This window comes from Kribbella pratensis (genome assembly GCF_004366075.1).
Lineage (GTDB): Bacteria > Actinomycetota > Actinomycetes > Propionibacteriales > Kribbellaceae > Kribbella > Kribbella pratensis.
On record NZ_SODU01000003.1, the window covers coordinates 1,064,283 to 1,081,713 of the forward strand.

At 68.3% G+C, this 17,431-nt stretch carries 18 protein-coding genes; 13 read left to right on the plus strand and 5 right to left on the minus strand.

All coding sequences use genetic code 11. The features are described 5' to 3' along the window. Positions 1-4 precede the first annotated feature (4 nt). On the minus strand, positions 5-526 hold the full coding sequence (rpsI, locus tag EV137_RS29305; protein WP_131286310.1) for a 30S ribosomal protein S9: 522 nt from the start codon (positions 524-526) through the stop codon (positions 5-7). Positions 527-561: 35 nt separating this feature from the next. Next, positions 562-1,005, minus strand: coding sequence for a 50S ribosomal protein L13 (rplM, locus tag EV137_RS29310; protein ID WP_131286311.1), 444 nt, complete (start codon positions 1,003-1,005; stop codon positions 562-564). Positions 1,006-1,290: 285 nt separating this feature from the next. Here rplM and EV137_RS29315 point away from each other — a divergent pair, with 285 nt between their 5' ends. From EV137_RS29315 to EV137_RS29355, 9 genes are all read left to right on the plus strand, one after another. Further along, positions 1,291-2,577: a citrate synthase gene (locus EV137_RS29315; protein WP_238157372.1), complete on the plus strand. Its 1,287-nt coding sequence runs from the start codon at positions 1,291-1,293 to the stop codon at positions 2,575-2,577. Between the two features lie 153 nt (positions 2,578-2,730). Further along, positions 2,731-3,309: an RNA polymerase sigma factor gene (locus tag EV137_RS29320; protein WP_238175623.1), complete on the plus strand. Its 579-nt coding sequence runs from the start codon at positions 2,731-2,733 to the stop codon at positions 3,307-3,309. Further along, the gene (locus EV137_RS29325; RefSeq protein WP_134131543.1) at positions 3,306-4,139 is read left to right on the plus strand and encodes a hypothetical protein; all 834 of its coding nucleotides are present in this window, start codon (positions 3,306-3,308) and stop codon (positions 4,137-4,139) included. Before EV137_RS29320 ends, EV137_RS29325 begins: the two co-directional genes overlap by 4 nt. 76 nt (positions 4,140-4,215) lie before the next feature. Continuing rightward, positions 4,216-5,217: a LacI family DNA-binding transcriptional regulator gene (locus EV137_RS29330; RefSeq protein ID WP_134131544.1), complete on the plus strand. Its 1,002-nt coding sequence runs from the start codon at positions 4,216-4,218 to the stop codon at positions 5,215-5,217. Between the two features lie 69 nt (positions 5,218-5,286). Next, positions 5,287-6,555, plus strand: a complete 1,269-nt coding sequence (locus tag EV137_RS29335; RefSeq protein ID WP_166680042.1) for a sugar ABC transporter substrate-binding protein — start codon at positions 5,287-5,289, stop codon at positions 6,553-6,555. Beyond that, a complete protein-coding gene (locus EV137_RS29340) occupies positions 6,552-7,403 on the plus strand; it encodes a carbohydrate ABC transporter permease (RefSeq protein ID WP_202871192.1) in 852 nt (283 codons plus the stop codon). Before EV137_RS29335 ends, EV137_RS29340 begins: the two co-directional genes overlap by 4 nt. Further along, complete coding sequence (locus EV137_RS29345) at positions 7,396-8,235, plus strand: carbohydrate ABC transporter permease (protein WP_134131546.1); 840 nt, start codon at positions 7,396-7,398, stop codon at positions 8,233-8,235. Before EV137_RS29340 ends, EV137_RS29345 begins: the two co-directional genes overlap by 8 nt. A gap of 9 nt (positions 8,236-8,244) precedes the next feature. Beyond that, entirely contained in the window at positions 8,245-9,585 is a 1,341-nt protein-coding gene (locus tag EV137_RS29350; protein WP_134131547.1) for a sulfatase-like hydrolase/transferase, read from the plus strand. A gap of 140 nt (positions 9,586-9,725) precedes the next feature. Then, the gene (locus EV137_RS29355) at positions 9,726-10,199 is read left to right on the plus strand and encodes a DoxX family protein (RefSeq protein WP_134008619.1); all 474 of its coding nucleotides are present in this window, start codon (positions 9,726-9,728) and stop codon (positions 10,197-10,199) included. A 35-nt stretch (positions 10,200-10,234) separates the two neighbouring features. Here EV137_RS29355 and EV137_RS29360 read toward each other — a convergent pair whose 3' ends face one another. Next, positions 10,235-10,690 (minus strand): nuclear transport factor 2 family protein, encoded by a 456-nt coding sequence (locus EV137_RS29360; RefSeq protein WP_134131548.1) that lies wholly within the window; start codon positions 10,688-10,690, stop codon positions 10,235-10,237. 285 nt (positions 10,691-10,975) lie between these two features. On the opposite strand from EV137_RS29360, the gene EV137_RS29365 reads away from it, so the two are divergent. Together EV137_RS29365 and EV137_RS29370 are read left to right on the plus strand one after the other, a co-directional pair. Then, entirely contained in the window at positions 10,976-11,524 is a 549-nt protein-coding gene (locus EV137_RS29365) for a TetR/AcrR family transcriptional regulator (protein WP_238175624.1), read from the plus strand. Beyond that, positions 11,521-12,489, plus strand: a complete 969-nt coding sequence (locus EV137_RS29370; RefSeq protein ID WP_134131549.1) for a glycoside hydrolase family 18 protein — start codon at positions 11,521-11,523, stop codon at positions 12,487-12,489. The genes EV137_RS29365 and EV137_RS29370 overlap by 4 nt, the downstream gene beginning before the upstream one ends. Here EV137_RS29370 and EV137_RS29375 read toward each other — a convergent pair. Both EV137_RS29375 and EV137_RS29380 read right to left on the minus strand, forming a co-directional pair. Continuing rightward, the gene (locus EV137_RS29375) at positions 12,486-14,246 is read right to left on the minus strand and encodes a hypothetical protein (RefSeq protein WP_134131550.1); all 1,761 of its coding nucleotides are present in this window, start codon (positions 14,244-14,246) and stop codon (positions 12,486-12,488) included. The two genes, EV137_RS29370 and EV137_RS29375, sit on opposite strands and share 4 nt — an antisense overlap. Positions 14,247-14,261: 15 nt before the next feature. Beyond that, positions 14,262-15,944 carry an ABC-F family ATP-binding cassette domain-containing protein gene (locus EV137_RS29380; protein ID WP_134008607.1) on the minus strand — a complete coding sequence of 561 codons (1,683 nt, stop codon included), beginning with the start codon at positions 15,942-15,944 and terminating at the stop codon, positions 14,262-14,264. Between the two features lie 120 nt (positions 15,945-16,064). Here EV137_RS29380 and EV137_RS29385 point away from each other — a divergent pair, with 120 nt between their 5' ends. Next, positions 16,065-16,274 carry a hypothetical protein gene (locus EV137_RS29385; protein WP_134008604.1) on the plus strand — a complete coding sequence of 70 codons (210 nt, stop codon included), beginning with the start codon at positions 16,065-16,067 and terminating at the stop codon, positions 16,272-16,274. Continuing rightward, on the plus strand, positions 16,271-17,431 hold the full coding sequence (locus tag EV137_RS29390; RefSeq protein WP_134131551.1) for a hypothetical protein: 1,161 nt from the start codon (positions 16,271-16,273) through the stop codon (positions 17,429-17,431). The genes EV137_RS29385 and EV137_RS29390 overlap by 4 nt, the downstream gene beginning before the upstream one ends.

Here is a 17,431-nt window from a genome sequence, read left to right on the forward strand (position 1 = left end):
GTGATCAGCGCTTGCTGTACTGAGGCGCCTTACGGGCCTTCTTGAGACCGGCCTTCTTGCGCTCCTTGATCCGCGCGTCGCGGCTGAGCAGACCGGCCGACTTCAGGCCCTTGCGGTTCGCCTCACGGTCGGCGTCGTTCAGGCAGCGGGCCACGCCGAGCTGCAGAGCGCCGGCCTGGCCGGTGATGCCGCCGCCGTTGATCCGGGCGATCACGTCGTACGAACCCTCGAGGCCCGCGACGACGAACGGCTCGTTCACGTGCTGCTGGTGGACCTTGTTCGGGAAGTAGACGTCGAGGTCCTTCCCGTTGATCTTCCACTTGCCGGTGCCCGGGACGATCCGAACGCGAGCGACGGCCTCCTTGCGACGGCCGGTGGCGCCGGCCGGGTTGATGACCGCGACCCGACCCGTCTCGGCGCGCTGCTCCGGAGCCGGGTTCGTCTCGGAGGTGTAGGCGACCGGGCCCTCGGTGTCGATGGGGACCTCGGTGTCGAACTCTTCGGTCTCGGTGGTGATGTCGCTCACGCTGTGAATCCTCGTTTACCTGGTTCGTCGATCGCTTACTGGGCGATCTGGGTGATCTCGAACGGCTTCGGCTGCTGCGCCGTGTGCGGGTGCTCCGGACCGGCGTACACCTTCAGCTTGGTCAGCAGCTTCCGGCTCAGGCGGTTCTTCGGGAGCATGCCCCAGACGGCTTTCTCGACGGCCTTGCGCGGGTCCTTGTCGAGGATCTCGCCGATCGGCGTCGCCGTCAGACCACCCGGGTGTCCCGAGTGGCGGTACGCCAGCTTGTCGGTCCGCTTGGTGCCGGACAGGGCCACCTTGGAGGCGTTGACGACCACGACGAAGTCGCCGCCGTCAACGTGCGGAGCGAACGTCGGCTTGTGCTTGCCGCGCAGCAGGGTGGCGATCTGGACGGCGAGCCGACCGAGCGTGACGTCGGTGGCGTCGATCACGTGCCACTCGCGAGTGACGTCAGCAGGCTTCGGGCTGTACGTGCGCACGGTCGTTGACCTTCGTTTCTCAGAGGTTGAACAAAACTGGACGTCGGCGAGCGGTCAGCCGACAAGACAGTGTCTGTACCGGACCTGGAACGCACAACAGCAGCCCAGAATACCGGCGCGGCCACGTTCGGGTCAAAGCGAGCCCACACGCCGAGGGGCCCCCGGCTTGGAAGCAGCTGAGGACAGCACTAGTTTAGCGGTGAAGATTGCAGTCCGAATCGCGTCCCGCCGGCTGATCTACCCTCATTCATCCAGGCGATGACGCCAGCTTCCGAAGAGGGCATTGTGACCGAACAGTCGCTCACCGTCCGGGACAACCGGACCGGCAAGGACTTCGACCTTGCCATCACCGATGGCACCATCCGTGCCGCAGACCTCAAGCAGATCAGCGCATCCGACGGCGACGGTGGCCTGGCCACCTACGACCCCGGCTTCGTCAACACCGCGTCCTGCCGTTCCTCCGTCACCTTCATCGACGGCGACAAGGGCATCCTGGAGTACCGCGGGTACCCGATCGAGCAGCTCGCCGAGCAGTCGAACTACCTCGAGGTGGCCTACCTGCTGGTGAACGGCAAGCTGCCGAACAAGGCGGAGTACGAGGCCTGGGCGCACGACGTGACGTATCACACGTTCGTGCACGAGAACCTGAAGACCTTCATGCAGGGCTTCCGGTACGACGCGCACCCGATGGGCATGCTGCTGGCCTCGGTCGGCGCGCTGTCCACGTTCTACCCGGAGTCGCGCAACATCTTCGACGAGGAGTCCCGGGCGCTGCAGATCCGGCGGCTGATCGCGAAGATGCCGACCCTCGGCGCGTTCGCGTTCCGGCACGCCCAGGGCAAGCCGTACGTCTACCCGGACAACGAGCTCAGCTACACGGCGAACTTCTTGTCGATGCTGTTCAAGATGAGCGAGCCGAAGTACGCCGCCGACGACCGCCTGGTGCGGGCGCTGGAGATCCTGTTCATCCTGCACGCCGACCACGAGCAGAACGCCTCCACGAACGCGGTCCGCGCGATCGGCTCGACCCAGGTCGACCCGTACACCGCGGTGGCCGGCGGGATCGGCGCGCTCTACGGCCCGCTGCACGGCGGCGCCAACGAGGCGGTGCTGAAGATGCTCCGCCGGATCGGCTCGATCGACAACGTGCCGTCGTTCATCGAGGGCGTGAAGGCCGGCGAGGAGCGGCTGATGGGCTTCGGCCACCGGGTCTACAAGAACTACGACCCGCGGGCCAAGATCATCAAGAAGGCGGCCGACGACGTCTTCGAGGTCACCGGCATCAACCCGCTGCTGAAGATCGCCGTGGAGCTGGAGAAGATCGCACTGGAGGACGAGTACTTCGTCTCCCGCAAGCTCTACCCGAACGTCGACTTCTACTCCGGCCTGATCTACGAGGCGCTGCAGTTCCCGCCGGACATGTTCACCGTGCTGTTCGCGATCCCGCGGACCTCCGGCTGGCTGGCCCAGTGGCTGGAGATGCTCGGCGACGGCGACCAGAAGATCGCCCGCCCGAAGCAGATCTACACCGGCGCCCGAGGCGTCCAGTACGTCCCGATGGGCGACCGCTGACCCCGGAAGAAGATCTCGACCAGCCGCCGCGAAGCGCACCTGCTTCGCGGCGGCTGTTTTTTGCGGCCGCGGAGAAATGCCTGTCCGACCGGGAACCCGCCCGCTCGCACCGACACCTAACGATCGCAAGGGCCATCGTGAGGGGAGTGCTGAGTGAGCGGCATACGGGCTTTGCCTGTGGTCTCGGACCGGGTTCTGTGGGATCAAGCCGCGGCCGGCGACTCCGAGGCGTTCGCGCGGCTGTACGACAGGCACGCGCGGGCGATCTACAACTTCCTGCACCGCCGGACCGGGTCCTGGAGTGACGCGGAGGATCTGACGTCCGCGGTGTTCCTCCAGGCCTGGCGGCGACGGGCCGACGTCGTACTCGATCGTGACTCGGCCTTGCCCTGGCTGCTGCGGACGGCCGACTACACCGTCCGCAACGAGTGGCGGAGCAAGCTTCGCTACCGGCGCGCGCTGGCCGCCGCGCATCTCATCCACAGCGAGGTCGAGGACCCCGCGGACAACGTGGCGCGGCGCCTCGACGACGACAGCCGCATCCGGGCGGTCCAGGCGGCGCTGAAACGCCTGCCCAGACAGGAACGCGAGATCGTCGAGCTGTGCGTCTGGGCAGGACTCGATCAGGCCGCGGCGGCGGTAGCGCTCGACGTACCGATCGGCACGGTCAAGTCGCGGCTGTCCCGCGCCCGCAAGCACCTGCGCGCACTCGATCTGGAGACCCAGGCATGAACATTTTGCTGCCCGACGGCGACCTGCGCCCGTCGACCCGCGACCGTCAGCGTGACGAACTGATCGCGATCCTCGAGAGCGAGTCGGGTACGCCGTCACGCCGCCGACTGCTCGTTCCACTGGCCGCGGTCGCGGCAGTCGCCCTGATCGTGGCTCTCGGCTTCGCTCTGAGGAACGGCAAGCCGCGCGTCGAGGAGGTTGCGTCGGCACCCGCGGTCGAGCCGTTGAGCGCGGCGGAGAAGGCGCATCTCGGTCAGCGCTGCCTGGTCAGGTACAACCTCGCGACGTCCACGGGCCACGCGGTCCTCGACGGCTTCCGGTTCGTGAACCCGCCCAGCGACGCCGCTGTCCGGACGTGGGTCGTGGGCTACGGCGACGGTCTCTGGGTGAACTGCGGGTTCGACCAGGCAGGAGTCGTGGTCTCGGGCACCGCGGCCGCACCGCGGCTGGGGTTGTTCAACGAGGTGCAGGCCGGTGGGCAGGGCAGCGGCGCCTACGTGAAGTCGATCGCGCGGATCACCGTCACGCCGGTCGGCAGCAGCCCGGTCGAGGCCGTGCTCCGCAACGGCTTCTACTACGCCCCGGTCAGGGCGGTGCCGGCCGGCAAGGCGCCTGCCGGCAGCAACCCCCGCCCGTACGTCGTTCGCGGGTACGACGCAGGAGGGAACCTCGTCTACGCCAGCGCCGAGACCGAGGCCGACCGCAAGGCCGAGCAGATCGCCTGCCGCGCCGACCCGAAGGGGCGTACGTACTCCTGGATCGGCTCGGAAAGACCCCTCCCCGCAGCCAAGGACTGCCGTCCCAACCTCCCCTGGACCTGGCTGCCCTGACCTGCTGGTTAATGTCTAGCAAATTAACCAACTATGGGGTGTTGACCGGTTGTGGGACCAGGTTAATGCTTTCACCATGAGCAGGGAAGGTCGTACGACGCTTCGGGACGTGGCTGAGGCCGCGGGGGTCTCCGTCGCGACGTGTTCGTACGTGCTGAGCGGGCGGGCGGACCGGACCACCCCACTGCCGGAGCCGACGCGGCGGCGGGTCGAGGAGGCGGCAGGGCGGCTCGGCTACAAGGGCAACACCGCCGCCCGGAGTCTGCGGCGGCAGCGCTCGGAGCTGGTCGCGATCGTCTACGCGCCACCCGTCGGACCGTGGCTGGACCACCTCACCGCGCAGTCCGAGGACATCGCCGCCGCCCACGGCTACTCGGTGATCGGAGTTCCGGTACGCCGCTTGGACCGGGCCGCCCAGTCGCTCCGGGTCATCACCCGCGGCCACGTCGACGGCGCGATCTTCGTCGGCGGACTGAGCGACGAGCTCGACCTCACCGCGGCCCGCCGGTCCACCCGTGCCCTGATGGCCTTCAGCGACACCCTCGAGATGCCGGGTGTCGACGTCGTCCGGAACAACGCCCGGACAGCGCTCGCGGAGGCCACCACCTACCTCATCGACGCCGGCCGGACGCGCATCGCGTTCCTCTCCCACACCGGCGCCCAGGAGGACCGCTACCTCGGGTACGTCGACGCACTGCGGCGCGCCGGCCGCGAGGTGGATCCGGGTCTCGTGCGGATCGGTGCCGCCGCCCGTGAGGACGCGGTCCTCGTCGTGCGCGAACTGCTCGACGCACCGAATCCCCCGGACGCGATCGTCTCGGAGTCCGACCGCGGTGGATTCGCCGCGCTGCAGGCCGCCGTCGACCGGGGCGTCAAGGTGCCGGACGACCTGGCCGTGATCGGTACCGGCAACACCCGGGAGGCGTCGTACTCCCAGCCGCCGCTGACCAGCGTCGGCATGCATCAGCTCGACTTCACCGAGATGGTCGAGGCGCTGTTCGCGCGCATCGACGATCCCACGCTGCCCGCCCGGGAACTGAACATGTCCTGGGTGCTGAACCACCGCGCATCCGCGTAGCTCGCGCCCGAGCCTGCGCCGTGTCCGCCGTTCGAAAGGTTTGTCATGCCCCCTGTCATGCACCCAGCCATGCCCTCTGGCACGCCCACGTACAACCGCCGCTCGTTCCTCCGGCTCGGCCTCGGCGTCACCGTGCTCGGCGCGGTCGGGGCGGGCTGCGCACCTGCCAAGCCCGCCTCCAAGAAGGCGGACAGCCGGACGTTCACGATCTACTGGAACGCCGGCCACGGGTACCAGGCCTACAAGGAAGTGATCGACCAGTTCGGCAAGGACCACGACCTGCAGATGAACTGGCAGAAGTTCCAGTGGCCGGACCTGACCACGAAACTCACCGCGGATTTCCGTTCCGGAAACGTTCCGGACCTCGTCGAAGAAGTTTCCGCCGGCACCGGAACGCAGTACGGACTGGCTGGCAACGTGCTGGCCCTGGACGACTTCGCGGCCGCGGACAAGGAATTCGGTTTTCCGGGTGATTTCCTGGACCAGGCGGTCGTCGCCCGCCAGTACGAGGGCAAGACCTACTCGATCCCGCTGCACCTGACGGCGAACGGGCTGCTGTTCTACAACAAGGCGATGGTCGAGACGCCGCCGGCGACCTGGGACGAGTTCCTCGAGGTCGCGAAGTCCACCACCAAGGACAAGGTGTCCGGCTGCGCGCTGAACTCGGACGCCAGCTACGCCGCGCCGTACTACAACCAGCAGAAGGTCGACTTCAGCGATGTCGCCGCGAAGCAGTTCCTGCAGCCCGCCGACGCGGCACTCCAGGCCATGCAGTGGATGCAGGACCTGGTCTACACCCACAAGGTCTCCCCCGCGCCGGTCGCGACCACCGACTACTCCGGCCCCCAGAAGTTGTTCTCCGCCAAGCGGGCCGCGATGTTCGTCTCCGGACCGTGGGACATCGGACCGATCCGGCAGGGCAGTCCGGACATCGAGCTCGGTCTCGCCGTACCACTGACCGGCGCCGTGCAGTCCGCCGCGATGGCCGGGTCGGGTCTGATGATCCCGGCGAAGGCCAGGGACCCGAAGCTGTCCTGGGAGCTGATCACGAAGCTCGCCGCCGTGAAGGTCGAGCTCGCCGCGACCAAGGAGGCCGGGATGTCGATGCCGCGCAAGAGCTGGGCCGCCGACCCGTCGGTCGCCGCCGATCCGAACCTGGCAGTCATCGCCAAGGCCCTTGCCGTGGTGGCGAAACAGGACGTCGCGCTGTCCGCGAGCGGGAAGGCCGCCCAGATCAACGAGCTGTGGAAGAAGGCCTACCAGCAGATGATCATCCAGCACGCGCCGGTCGGGCCCACGCTCGACGACTTCCGCAAGCAGGCCGGGGCCGCGCTGTGATCCGTCGCCGGCAGGCGCTGACCGCATGGCTGTTCCTCACCCCGGCAGTGCTGTTCTTCGTCCTGCTGTTCTTCCTCCCGATCGGCAACCAGCTGCTCACCGGGCTGTACGACTCCGACGGCGCCTCCTTCGCCGGGCTGGGCAACTTCAGCCGGGCGTTCCGCGATCCGGAGGTCCTGCACTCGTTCCTGATCACGCTCGCCTACGCGGCCGGCACTCTGGTCGTCGGTACGGCGGTAGGCCTCGGGCTGGCCGTGATCCTCAACCAGTCCCTGCGCGGCCGCACGGTGTTCCGCTCGGTGCTGCTGATCCCGTACCTGACGTCGGTGTCGATCATCGGCCTGCTCTGGCGGAACATCCTGGACCCGCAGGTCGGCATCCTCAACCGGCTGCTCGAGGCGGCGGGCCTGCCCGGGCAGACCTGGCTCAGCACGCACCCGCTGGCCACGATCGTCGGGATCACGGTCTGGTCGGGCGCCGGCTACACGATGGTCCTGTTCCTCGCCGGGCTGCAGGGCATCCCGGGCCTGTACTACGAGGCCGCGCGGATCGACGGCGCCGGGCCGTGGCGCCGGTTCTTCGCGATCACGCTGCCGCTGCTCGCCCCGACCACGGTCTTCGTCTCGATCATCGGGCTGATCAGCACGCTGCAGCAGTTCGCGCTGCCGTACATCGTCACCGGCGGCGGTCCCGGCAACGCGACCTCGCTGTACGCGCACCGGCTGTTCCTGGTCGCGTTCAACGACAACGACTTCGGGTACGCGTCGGCGCTGTCGCTGCTGCTGCTGATCGTCGTACTGATCCTGTCCCTGGTGCAGCTGCGGATCGGGGACCGGGCCCATGCATGAACAACTGCGTGAACGACTGTTCCCCGGCGACCGCGTCGCGGCGTACGTCGTGCTTGTCGTGCTCGGCCTGGTCACGGTGCTACCGCTGCTGTACATGATCGTGCTCGCGCTGCAGAGCGACGGCGAGGTGCAGTCCGGCGACCCGGTGCTCTGGCCGGATCACCTGCAGTGGCAGAACTTCAGCCGGTTGTTCGACGCGGCGCCGTTCGGGCGCTTCTTCGTGAACAGCTTCGTGATGGCCGGTGCGATCACCGTCTCGCACCTGATCTTCGACCCGCTGGTCGGCTATGTATTCGCGAAGCTGGACTTTCCCGGCAAGCGGATCGCGTTCGTCGCGGTCCTGTCGACGCTGATGGTGCCGTTCTTCGTCCGGATGCTGCCGATCTACTCGATCTTCGCGAGCCTGGGGTGGATCGACAGCTACCAGGGCCTGATCGTGCCGTTCCTGATGGATGCCTACGGCATCTTCCTGATGCGGCAGTTCATCCGGCCGCTGCCGGACGAACTGATCGAGGCGGCCCGGGTGGACGGCGCCGGCGAGTTCCGGATCTACCTGCGGGTGATCCTGCCGCAGTGCAGGCCCGCCCTGGCGGTGCTCGGCCTGTTCACGTTCGTCTTCCAGTGGAACGAGTTCCTCTGGCCGCTGATCGCCACCAGCCGCACCGAGATGCGCACGCTGCCGATCGGTCTGACCCTGTTCAACCAGGAGTACTTCACGCAGTGGAACCTGACGGCGGCCGGCGCGCTGATCCTGTTCGTGCCGACCGCGATCTTCTTCGTGATCACCCAGAAGTTCCTGGTGGAAGGCATCGCCCTCTCCGGACTGAAATGAGACCTCTTGATGCGCCCCAATGTGATCGTCTTCTTCACCGACCAGCAGCGCTGGGACACCGTCGGCGCGGCCGGATGCCCGCTCGGGCTGACCCCCAACCTCGACCTGATGGCCCGCCGCGGCACGTTCTTCGAGACCGCCTGCACCACGAACCCGGTGTGCGCTCCGGCCCGGGCCGCGATGCAGACCGGAATGTTTCCGACAAACACCGGCGTTTTCCGCAACAACGTTCCGCTGCCGACCGACACGGCCACGCTGGGCCGGCTGTTCGGTGACGCGGGCTACCGGACCGCCTACATCGGCAAGTGGCACCTGGGCACGCAGGATCCGGTCCCGGCCGAGGAGCAGGCCGGGTACGAGTACTGGCTGGCCTCCAATCTGCTCGAGTTCACCTCCGACGCCTACCGGACGGTGGTGTACGACGGAAACGAGGAACCCGTTTTCCTCCCCGGGTACCGCCCGGACGCGCTGACCGACGCGGCCATCCGCTACGTCACTCGTGTGTCGGCCGACGACCGCCCCTTCATGCTGTTCCTCTCACTGATCGAGCCTCACCACCAGAACGAGCACGACGACTACCCGGCACCGGAGGTCTACCGGGACACCTACACCGGTGCGTGGCTGCCACCGGACCTGGCGACACTGCCCGGTACGGCGCACCAGCACGCGGCCGGGTACTACGGCCAGATCAAACGCGTCGACGAGTGTCTCGGCCGGCTGCGGGACGCTCTGGTGAGCCTCGACCTCACCGACGACACGCTCCTGCTCTACACGTCCGACCACGGCTCACACTTCAAGACGCGGAACAGCGAGTACAAGCGCTCACCGCACGACGGATCCGTCCGCGTGCCCTTGGTGGTCGAAGGGCCCGGGTACCGCGGTGGCTCGCGCGTGACCGCACCGGTCAGCACGGTCGATGTCGTGCCGACCCTGCTGGACGCGGCCGGGATCGACCTGCCCGACCATCTGGACGGGCTGCCGCTGCGGGAGTCCCGTCGCGACGCAGTGCTCATCCAGGTCAGCGAGTCCGAGGTCGGCCGCGCGCTGCGGACACAGCGGTGGAAGTACTACGTGCACGCCCCGGACGCCGGCGACGTACCAGCGGCCGGGTCCTACACGGAGCGGGCGTTGTACGACCTCGACGCCGATCCGTACGAGCTCGACAACCTGATCGACAGCGTCAACCACCAGGATGTCGCCGCAGAGCTACGGGCGCGGCTCGTCGACGAGATCGCCGCGATCGAAGGACAGTCCGTCACGGTGTCGCCGTACCCGGAGCCGAGGGACCGCGGACGATTCCCGGAGACCACGGTCCGCCGGCTGAACCTCGACGGGCGTCGCCTCGAGTGACGGCGTACTCCCCAGGCCTCAGGGTCTCCCTGAGTCGTACGACGGTCGGCGTAGCGGAAGTGCCGCCGGCCGCCCGACGCGGCAGGCCGGTGCTTTTCGCGAACCTGTTCGTGACATCGACAGCGAACAGGGAGACCACCATGAATGCCTTGCTCTACAAGGGAAATCGAGCCGCGGAGTGGCTCGGGCAGCGCAGCGTCGACATCCTGCGGGTCAGCCTCGGGCTGATCTTCCTGGTGTTCGGCGTGCTCAAGTTCTTCCCCGGGGCCAGCCCGGCGGAGGCGCTGGTGATGCGGACCATCGACACGCTGACGCTCGGCGTCGTCCACGGCCGGTCGGCCGTGCTGCTGACCGCGGTGATGGAGTGTTTCATCGGGCTCACGCTGGTGTCCGGCCGGCTGCTGCGGACCGGGCTGCTGGTGCTCGGCTTCTCGCTGGTCGGGATCATGTCGCCGCTGGTGCTGTTCTTCGGCGATCTGTTCCCGGGCACGCCGACGCTGGAGGCGCAGTACGTGCTGAAGGATGTCGTCCTCGCGGCAGCCGGGCTCGTCGTCGCGGCGAAGGCTCTGACGGCGATGCCGGTGCGGATTGGAGACGGCCCCGGGCGGGCTTGATGCCGCGGTCCGGGGCCGTCCGGCGCCTCTGCCGACTACGACGCGGCCGGGGCGCCCGCCGGTTCCGTCAGGTGCGCGACGAGTTGGTCCACCTGGCCGCGGGCGCGGATCATCGCCAGGTGGTCGATGTAGTCCCGGGACTCCACGATCAGCCCGTCCCGCACCCGGAGTACGAAGATCCCCGGCACCCGGAACGGCTCGCCGGTGGCCACGACCGTCCCGGCGTACTCGAACTCGGCCACGATCACCTCGGGGTCGATGGTCTGGTGCACCCGGATGTTGTCCGGCTGGAAGTGCACCACCTCGGCGACCTGCGGGCCGACCCCGCCGAAGTGCTCGCGGAGCGCGTCCCGGCTGAGCAGCGGGTGGTCGCCGTACGGGTTCATCGGGTGCCGGACGTCGGTCTGCTCGGCGTACAGCTCCGGCAGCACGGCGAAGTCGCGATCGGCGACGCCGTGCACGAGTTTCAGGAAGACCTCTTCAGGAGTCATCGGATTCCTCACGGGTATAAACGGAGTGATGACTTCGAATATATGGAGTCACGACTTCGTTTACAACCTCGGCGGCGTTCGCGGCGTCTTCTAGGCTGAGAGGGTGTCTGAGGATCCCGCGCCGTAGCGAGCAGGTGCTCGGCGGAGTGCCTCGGTGCGCTGGAGGGAAGGGTTCGATGCGGAGCATCGTTCCCTTTCCTCCAGTGCGGCGAGGTGCCCGCCGAGTGCCGCGCAGTAGGCGCGGGATCCTCAGACACCCTCACAGTGCGACGGAGGGGAGTTGGGGTGCGAGCAGACGCACGGGACAATCGGGCCAGGATCATGACGGCCGCGGACGACGTCTTCGGGCGGTCGCCGGGGGCGTCGACCGACGATGTGGCGAAGCTGGCCGGGGTCGGGATCGCGACCGTGTTCCGGCATTTCGCGACCAAGACCGAGCTGCTCGAGGCGGTGCTGACGCTGCGGCTGGAGCGGATCCGCGACCGGGCCCTCGAACTGGCCGGCAGCGACGACCCGGGTACGGCGTTCTTCGAGTTCTTCACGCAGGTCGTGTCGGAGTCCGCGTCGAAGCTGGCGATCGCCGAAGCGCTGACCGCGGCGGGGGCGGCGGCCGGCGAGGAGGCGCGGGAGGCCGGCCGGGGGATGCGGGAGGCGTTCAGCGGCTTGCTGGCCGCGGCCCAGAAGACCGGCGCGGTCCGCGCCGACGCGGAGATGCCCGAGGTGTACGCGCTGCTGATCGGCGCGTCCCGCGGCGCGACCGCGGCCAAGCTCGACCCGGAGACCCGCGACCGGATGCTCGCCCTGATCTACGACGGCCTGAAGCCTCCCCGGTGAAGCGCGTTCTCAAAGTCGTCGTTGTCCTGCTGCTGCTTCTGATTGTCCCGCTCGGGGCCTACGCGATCTCACTGCGCGTGCAGTACACCGGCGACCCGACGGCCCGGACCCGCGGCCAGGACGCGCTCTGGCTCGGTCACGCCTGGGTCGACGGCCGGAAGTCCGCCGCCGACGTGACCGCGCTGGCGCAACGGTTGCAGGGCACCGGCATCCGCGACCTCTACGTGCACACCGGCCCGTTGGAGCACGACGGCTCGTTGCCATTGGCAAAGGTTTCGCCGAAGGCGCGCTGGTTCGTCGATGCGGTGCACGCCGCGGCTCCCGCCGTACGCGTGCAGGCCTGGCTCGGAGACGTCGTACAGCCGGGCAAGGATCCCGGTATGAATCTCGATGATTCAGCCGTCCGCCGCCGGGTCGTCGAGTCGGCGTCCGCCGTTCTGCAGCAGGGGTTTCAGGGCATCCACTACGACTTCGAGCCGGTGCGATCCGGGTCGAAGGGCTACCTGTCCGTGCTGGACGAGACGCGTGCCCTGGGTACGACGTTGTCGGTCGCGGCGGCGCAGATCGACCCGCTCTGGTACTTGCACGTGATCCCGGTCGACAAGTGGTGGTCCCAGGACTACTTCCGCCAGATCGCGGAACGGGTCAACCAGGTCGCCGTCATGTCCTACGACACCGCACTGCCGCTGGAGTCCTTGTACGGCGGGTACGTCGCCAAGCAGACCAAGCTGGCGTTGGAGGTCACCCCACCAGCCACGGTCCTCCTCATGGGACTCCCGGCGTACTGGGAGAACAATCCGGCCCATTGGGGCGACGCGGAGACCGTCAGCGCGGCAGTCCGCGGCGCACGTCTCGGTCTTGGCGACTCACCGCGTCAGAACTTCGGTCTGGCCTTGTACGTCGACTTCGCGGCCACCGACGAGCACTGGACGGCGTACCGCGACGGCTGGTGCGTGGCGCCCTAGAAAGGGTTCCAGCGGGTCAGGACGAGGATGAGGACGCACACGGCTACGTAGATCGCGTTGATCAGCAGCACCGGCGAGGGACGGCGGGCGATCGGCTCCTCCGGCAGACCGGTGTGCGAACGCAGCCGGAGCGTCTCGAACACGGCAGCGACGTTGGCCAGCTCCTTGTCCGCGATACCGCCGACAACATGCCAGTCGTCACCTGCCTCCAGGCTGAGCCCGTCCTCCTCGACCTCGACCGAATCCACGACCCGCCACGACAGGCGCCGCTCCAACCAGCCAGTGCGAATCCACAGGTCGGTCGCGGTGGCAGTCACCCGGAAGAGCGCACGTGAGCCGAGCGAGTGCACCAGCTGTGCGCCGACCAGAGTCGCCATGCACGCACCGAACCATTCGCCCCAGCTTGCGAAGGCCCCGACTGCGAGCGGCCCGACGAGCAGTACGGCGATGAGTGCCGGCAGGCTCCACCAAGACCGAGCCCGCAGCGGAACCTCCCATGGCAGCGTCGGCACCTCCCGCGCCGGCTCGACGGGCGGCGCGGTGGGCGCGTCCTCGGCCGGCTCGAAGTCCGTCGGCAAGCTGCTGGCTGTCTCGTCGTGCCACGGCAGCTTCCTGAACGCGCGGAACGGGCTGACCGGCCGGAGCGCCTGACTACCGAGCAGCAATGTCGGCCAGCTGCCCTCAGCGAGGTCACCGACGAGCAGTGCGTCGCCGCGGTACCTCATGAGCGTTTGCGCCCACTCCCGCCTGAGCTTGGCCGGCGCCTCGGCCTGCTCCTCCTCGTCGAGCACACTGAAGGCCTCGAGCAACCGCAGGTCGCTCGCTTCGTCGTCCAGGTCGGCGTCGAGAAGGCCCAGCAGGACCGTACCGTCCGCGGACCGGACCGCGAAGGCACCGGAAATGTGCGGATCGATCCGGACAGGCATGGCCGGTCCGCTCCACGACCTCCGCGGACGGGCTCTACGCAGCCGGAGGTCGCGCAGCACGAACAGGAGGGCCAACAGCCACGCACCACCAGCGACCGTGTACCAGAAGGTGTAGTCGGCCAGCTCTGCGCGCAGCCGGAGCCAGTCTCGGTCGGCAGGGTCGACGAGGACCAGAATCTCCTCGCCGGTGTCGTAGTCACCCGCCACGGACACTTTGCGGCTGCTGCCGTCCGGCAGTTGGAGAGCGAGCTCCCCGTCATCGTTGATGCCCTTCGCAACAGCAGTCTGCTCGACGGCACGTCGTAGATGAGTGTCCTCGCGCGAGTCCTGCCAGTTCATCAGGCCGAGCGCGGCAGCGCCCACCAGCACCAGGGCAACCGCCACGAGCAGCCTGCTCGTCACACCGGTCCGTGCAGCCGCAGGTACTTGCACCTGGTCTCGTTGCATCCGCCCAGCCAGTGACCGTTGGCGGAGGCGGCTCGTGCCGATCCAGATCAGCAGTACGGCACACAGGACGCCGTACACGGTCCAGCCGATCCGCGCTGAGGCGACATTGTCGTACCGGAGGTCGAGAGCCATGAACACCACGCCGGCCACCGCTGCGACGATCGGTTGCCACCACAGCAGGGCGAGCGACGCGAAGCAGGCGATCATCGCCAGTGAGAACGTCCGGTCCGGACCGCAGGTCGTCGGGACCTCGACCGAGCAGTTGCTGGTGTCCCCGACGACCGACGCCAGGATCGCCCCGAGCCAGAGCGCCGGCAGCAGCCAGCGATAGGTCCAGCTCGGTACGACGGTGCGAGCCCAGCGGGCCGCGAGAGCGCCTGTCATTCGAGAACTGTAAGGTCAGCGGGCCCTTTCCACGCGACCTTCGTCCCAGACCGGCTCGTCGGGTTCGTAGACCGAGCCGTCGGCGCCGAAGACCAGGTAGCGGTCGAACCCCCGGGCGAACCAGCGGTCGTGGGTCACTGCGAGGACCGTGCCGTCGAACGAGTCGAGGCCCTCCTCCAGCGCCTCGGCCGACTCGACGTCCAGGTTGTCGGTGGGCTCGTCGAGAAGCAGCAGCGTCGCACCGGACAGCTCCAGGAGGAGGATCTGGAAACGGGCCTGCTGACCTCCTGACAGGCTGTCGAAGGTCTGCTCGGCCGCGTGTGCCAGCTCGTACCGGTCCAGCTTCCGCGACGCCAGCTCGCGTCCCATGCCGTCACGGTGGTCGTCACCGCGGTGCAGGATCTCCAGCAACGTCCTACCGACCAGCTCCGGGTGCTCATGGGTCTGCGCGAACCAGCCGGGCCGCACGCGCGCACCGAGCTTGGCGTTGCCGGTGTGCGCCACGGACGGGATCCGTATGTCGCCGACGGGCTCGTGCTCCACATCCGGATCCGAACCACCATTGGCGAGCAGCCGCAGGAAGTGCGACTTCCCGGACCCGTTGGAGCCCAGCACGGCGACACGTTCGCCGTACCAGACCTCGAGGTCGAAGGGCTTCATCAGGCCGGTCAGCTCGAGTGCGGTGCACACCACGGCCCTCTTGCCGGTGCGGCCGCCTGTCAGCCGCATGCTGACCTTCTGCTCGCGTGGCAAGGCCTGCGGCGGCCCAGCCTCCTCGAACTTGCGCAGCCGCGTCTGCGACGCCCGGTAGCGCGAGGCCATGTCGGAGTTGTATGCCGCTTTCTGCTTGTACATGAGCATCTGCGCCCGCAGCTTGGCGTGCTCCTCGTCCCAGCGCTTGCGCAACTCCTCGAAACGCTCGAACCGGTGCCGCCGCGCCTCGTGGTACGTCGCGAACCCGCCGCCGTGCGTCCACGCCGTATTGCCTGCCGCTCCGAGCTCCACGGTGACGATCCGGGTAGCGGTGTTGGCCAGCAGCTCCCGGTCGTGGCTGATGTACAGCACGGTCTTGTCGGAGCTACGCAACTGCTCCTCCAGCCACCGCTTCCCCGGTACGTCGAGGTAGTTGTCCGGCTCGTCCAGCATCAGTACTTCGTCTGGCCCGCGCAGCAACGCCTCCAGCACCAGTCGCTTCTGCTCACCGCCGGACAGCGTCTTCACCTCACGCCAGCGACAGCGGTCGAACGGTATGCCGAGTGCGGACGTCGTACAGACGTCCCAGAGGACCTCCGCGTCGTACCCACCGACCTCGCCCCAGTCCGCCACCGCCTGCGCATACCGGAGCTGGGTCTTCTCGTCGTCCGCGTCCATCATCTTCTGCTCGGCCTTGTCCAGCTTGGCCGCGGCCTGCTGGATCGCCTCGGGCGCCACACCGAGCAGCAGATCGCGGACGGTCGACGAGTCGCGCACCGAGCCGACGAACTGCCGCATCACGCCCAGCCCGCCGGACCGGGAGATGCTGCCACTGTGCGGCTTCAGGTCGCCGGCGATGATCCTGGTGAGGGTGGTCTTGCCCGAACCGTTCGCCCCGACCAGCGCAACCTTCGCGCCGTCCCCGACCCGGAACGTGACGTCGTCCAGCAACACCCGCCCGTCCGGCAGCTCGAACCCCACACCGGCGACATCCACGTGACCCATCCCCCCAGTCTGACGGCCCCGGCAACCCCCACGCGACCGGTTATCGTGTGCCGGTGCGGCGGGTGCCTGGGCGGCGCACCGGCTCGGTGGCGACCCTTTGAAAAGGAATGATCGGGACGGATGGACGCTTATCGTGAAGCACAGCGGCTGTACGCCGAGGCCATGTTGTCGCATGCCTCCGGGCGGGAACTGATCGCCGAGCTCGAGCGGGCGCTCCAGCGGATCGGGGAACTGCTGCCACAAGCGGCACCGGACCAGCGTTCCGCCGTACTGCTGATGAACAGCTCGATCGCGGAACGGCTCGCCGGGCTGGCGGAGGAGAGCCGATGACCGAGCTCGGTCCGGAGATCCCCCCTGGCACCTGGGAGCACGACTGGGTCTCGTCGGTCGTCGCCAAGGCCGCGGAGTACGCCGGCCGACCCTCCCGCTGGAACGGGAAGCTGTACGAGCAGCCAGGACCGGTCGCAGGCGTGTGTCTTCCCGACGGCAGCATGACGATCAGCCGGGAGCACGTGCTCGACCCGGCCCGTGCCGCCTACACCCCGGGCCGAACGCTGACCAGCGACGAACGGTTCGCGGCGGCCCGCGCGACCACGATGGCGGTGTTCAACGCACGGCTCTCGATGTCCGAGGTCGGCGACGACAGCGTGCCCGGCGCGACACCGATCGGGTCGCTCGAGGACATCGCTCTCGAGAACGCACGAGCCGACCAGTTCAGCCAGGAGTACAGCGGCCGGATCGCCGAGAGCATGACCGAGCAGTCGCTGTCCCTGGGCGGTGACGCTCCGGTGTTCCCGGCGTACTCGGCGGCCACGGATCGGCTGCTGTACACGTTGGGCGACGCCACCGGGATGGGCCACGACCAGCTCGGCGACCTGATCGACAGCACCGCGCGCACGCAGCGGTTCAACGCGATCGCCGACCAGGCGCTCGACCATCAGGTCGGCGAGCTGATCCCCGAGTCGCACCGCGCCCAACTGCGCGAGGCCCTGACCGGGCCGCTCCGCCGCGGACTCGGCGGCCTCACGATGACGGAGATGAGCGAACTCACGCACCCCGGATCAAAGCACAAGTGGGGCTGGGACTCGGCAGAGTGGACCGAGGTGGAGTTCACCACCAACCTCGACGACATCAAGAAGCACTACGAGTCCTGGGACGCGGAGCACCCGGGCGAGGAGCCGCCGGAACTGCCGGACTCGCTGCGTGAGAGGTTCCTCGACCGCGAGGAGGAGATCCAGCAGGTCTGGGCCAGTAAGGGCTGGCCGGCGCAGCAGCCGGTCGCGGGGCGCGAACAGGAGTACTACGAGCGGCTGCCCGAACAGGTGTACCCGAACGCGCGCGAGCAGGAGATCGCCAGGCTGCAGCAGTTCCTGTGGTCGCACACAGCACCGAGCAAGCGCAACGATTCGGCTGTCGACACCGGCGGACGCCCGGACAACGTCCGGCACATCGGCTCGGCCCGCAAGCCCGACCGCGGGGTCGAGTGA

Excerpts from the sequence above, each read along its gene's own strand:
- EV137_RS29330 (WP_134131544.1), top strand. The coding sequence starts at position 4,216 with ATGAGCAGGGAAGGTCGTACGACGCTTCGGGACGTGGCTGAGGCCGCG.
- EV137_RS29345 (WP_134131546.1), top strand. The coding sequence starts at position 7,396 with ATGCATGAACAACTGCGTGAACGACTGTTCCCCGGCGACCGCGTCGCG.
- EV137_RS29390 (WP_134131551.1), top strand. The coding sequence starts at position 16,271 with ATGACCGAGCTCGGTCCGGAGATCCCCCCTGGCACCTGGGAGCACGAC.
- EV137_RS29380 (WP_134008607.1), bottom strand. The coding sequence starts at position 15,944 with ATGGGTCACGTGGATGTCGCCGGTGTGGGGTTCGAGCTGCCGGACGGG.
- EV137_RS29375 (WP_134131550.1), bottom strand. The coding sequence starts at position 14,246 with ATGACAGGCGCTCTCGCGGCCCGCTGGGCTCGCACCGTCGTACCGAGC.
- EV137_RS29335 (WP_166680042.1), top strand. The coding sequence starts at position 5,287 with ATGCCCTCTGGCACGCCCACGTACAACCGCCGCTCGTTCCTCCGGCTC.
- EV137_RS29360 (WP_134131548.1), bottom strand. The coding sequence starts at position 10,690 with ATGACTCCTGAAGAGGTCTTCCTGAAACTCGTGCACGGCGTCGCCGAT.
- EV137_RS29325 (WP_134131543.1), top strand. The coding sequence starts at position 3,306 with ATGAACATTTTGCTGCCCGACGGCGACCTGCGCCCGTCGACCCGCGAC.
- EV137_RS29350 (WP_134131547.1), top strand. The coding sequence starts at position 8,245 with ATGCGCCCCAATGTGATCGTCTTCTTCACCGACCAGCAGCGCTGGGAC.
- EV137_RS29385 (WP_134008604.1), top strand. The coding sequence starts at position 16,065 with ATGGACGCTTATCGTGAAGCACAGCGGCTGTACGCCGAGGCCATGTTG.
- EV137_RS29355 (WP_134008619.1), top strand. The coding sequence starts at position 9,726 with ATGAATGCCTTGCTCTACAAGGGAAATCGAGCCGCGGAGTGGCTCGGG.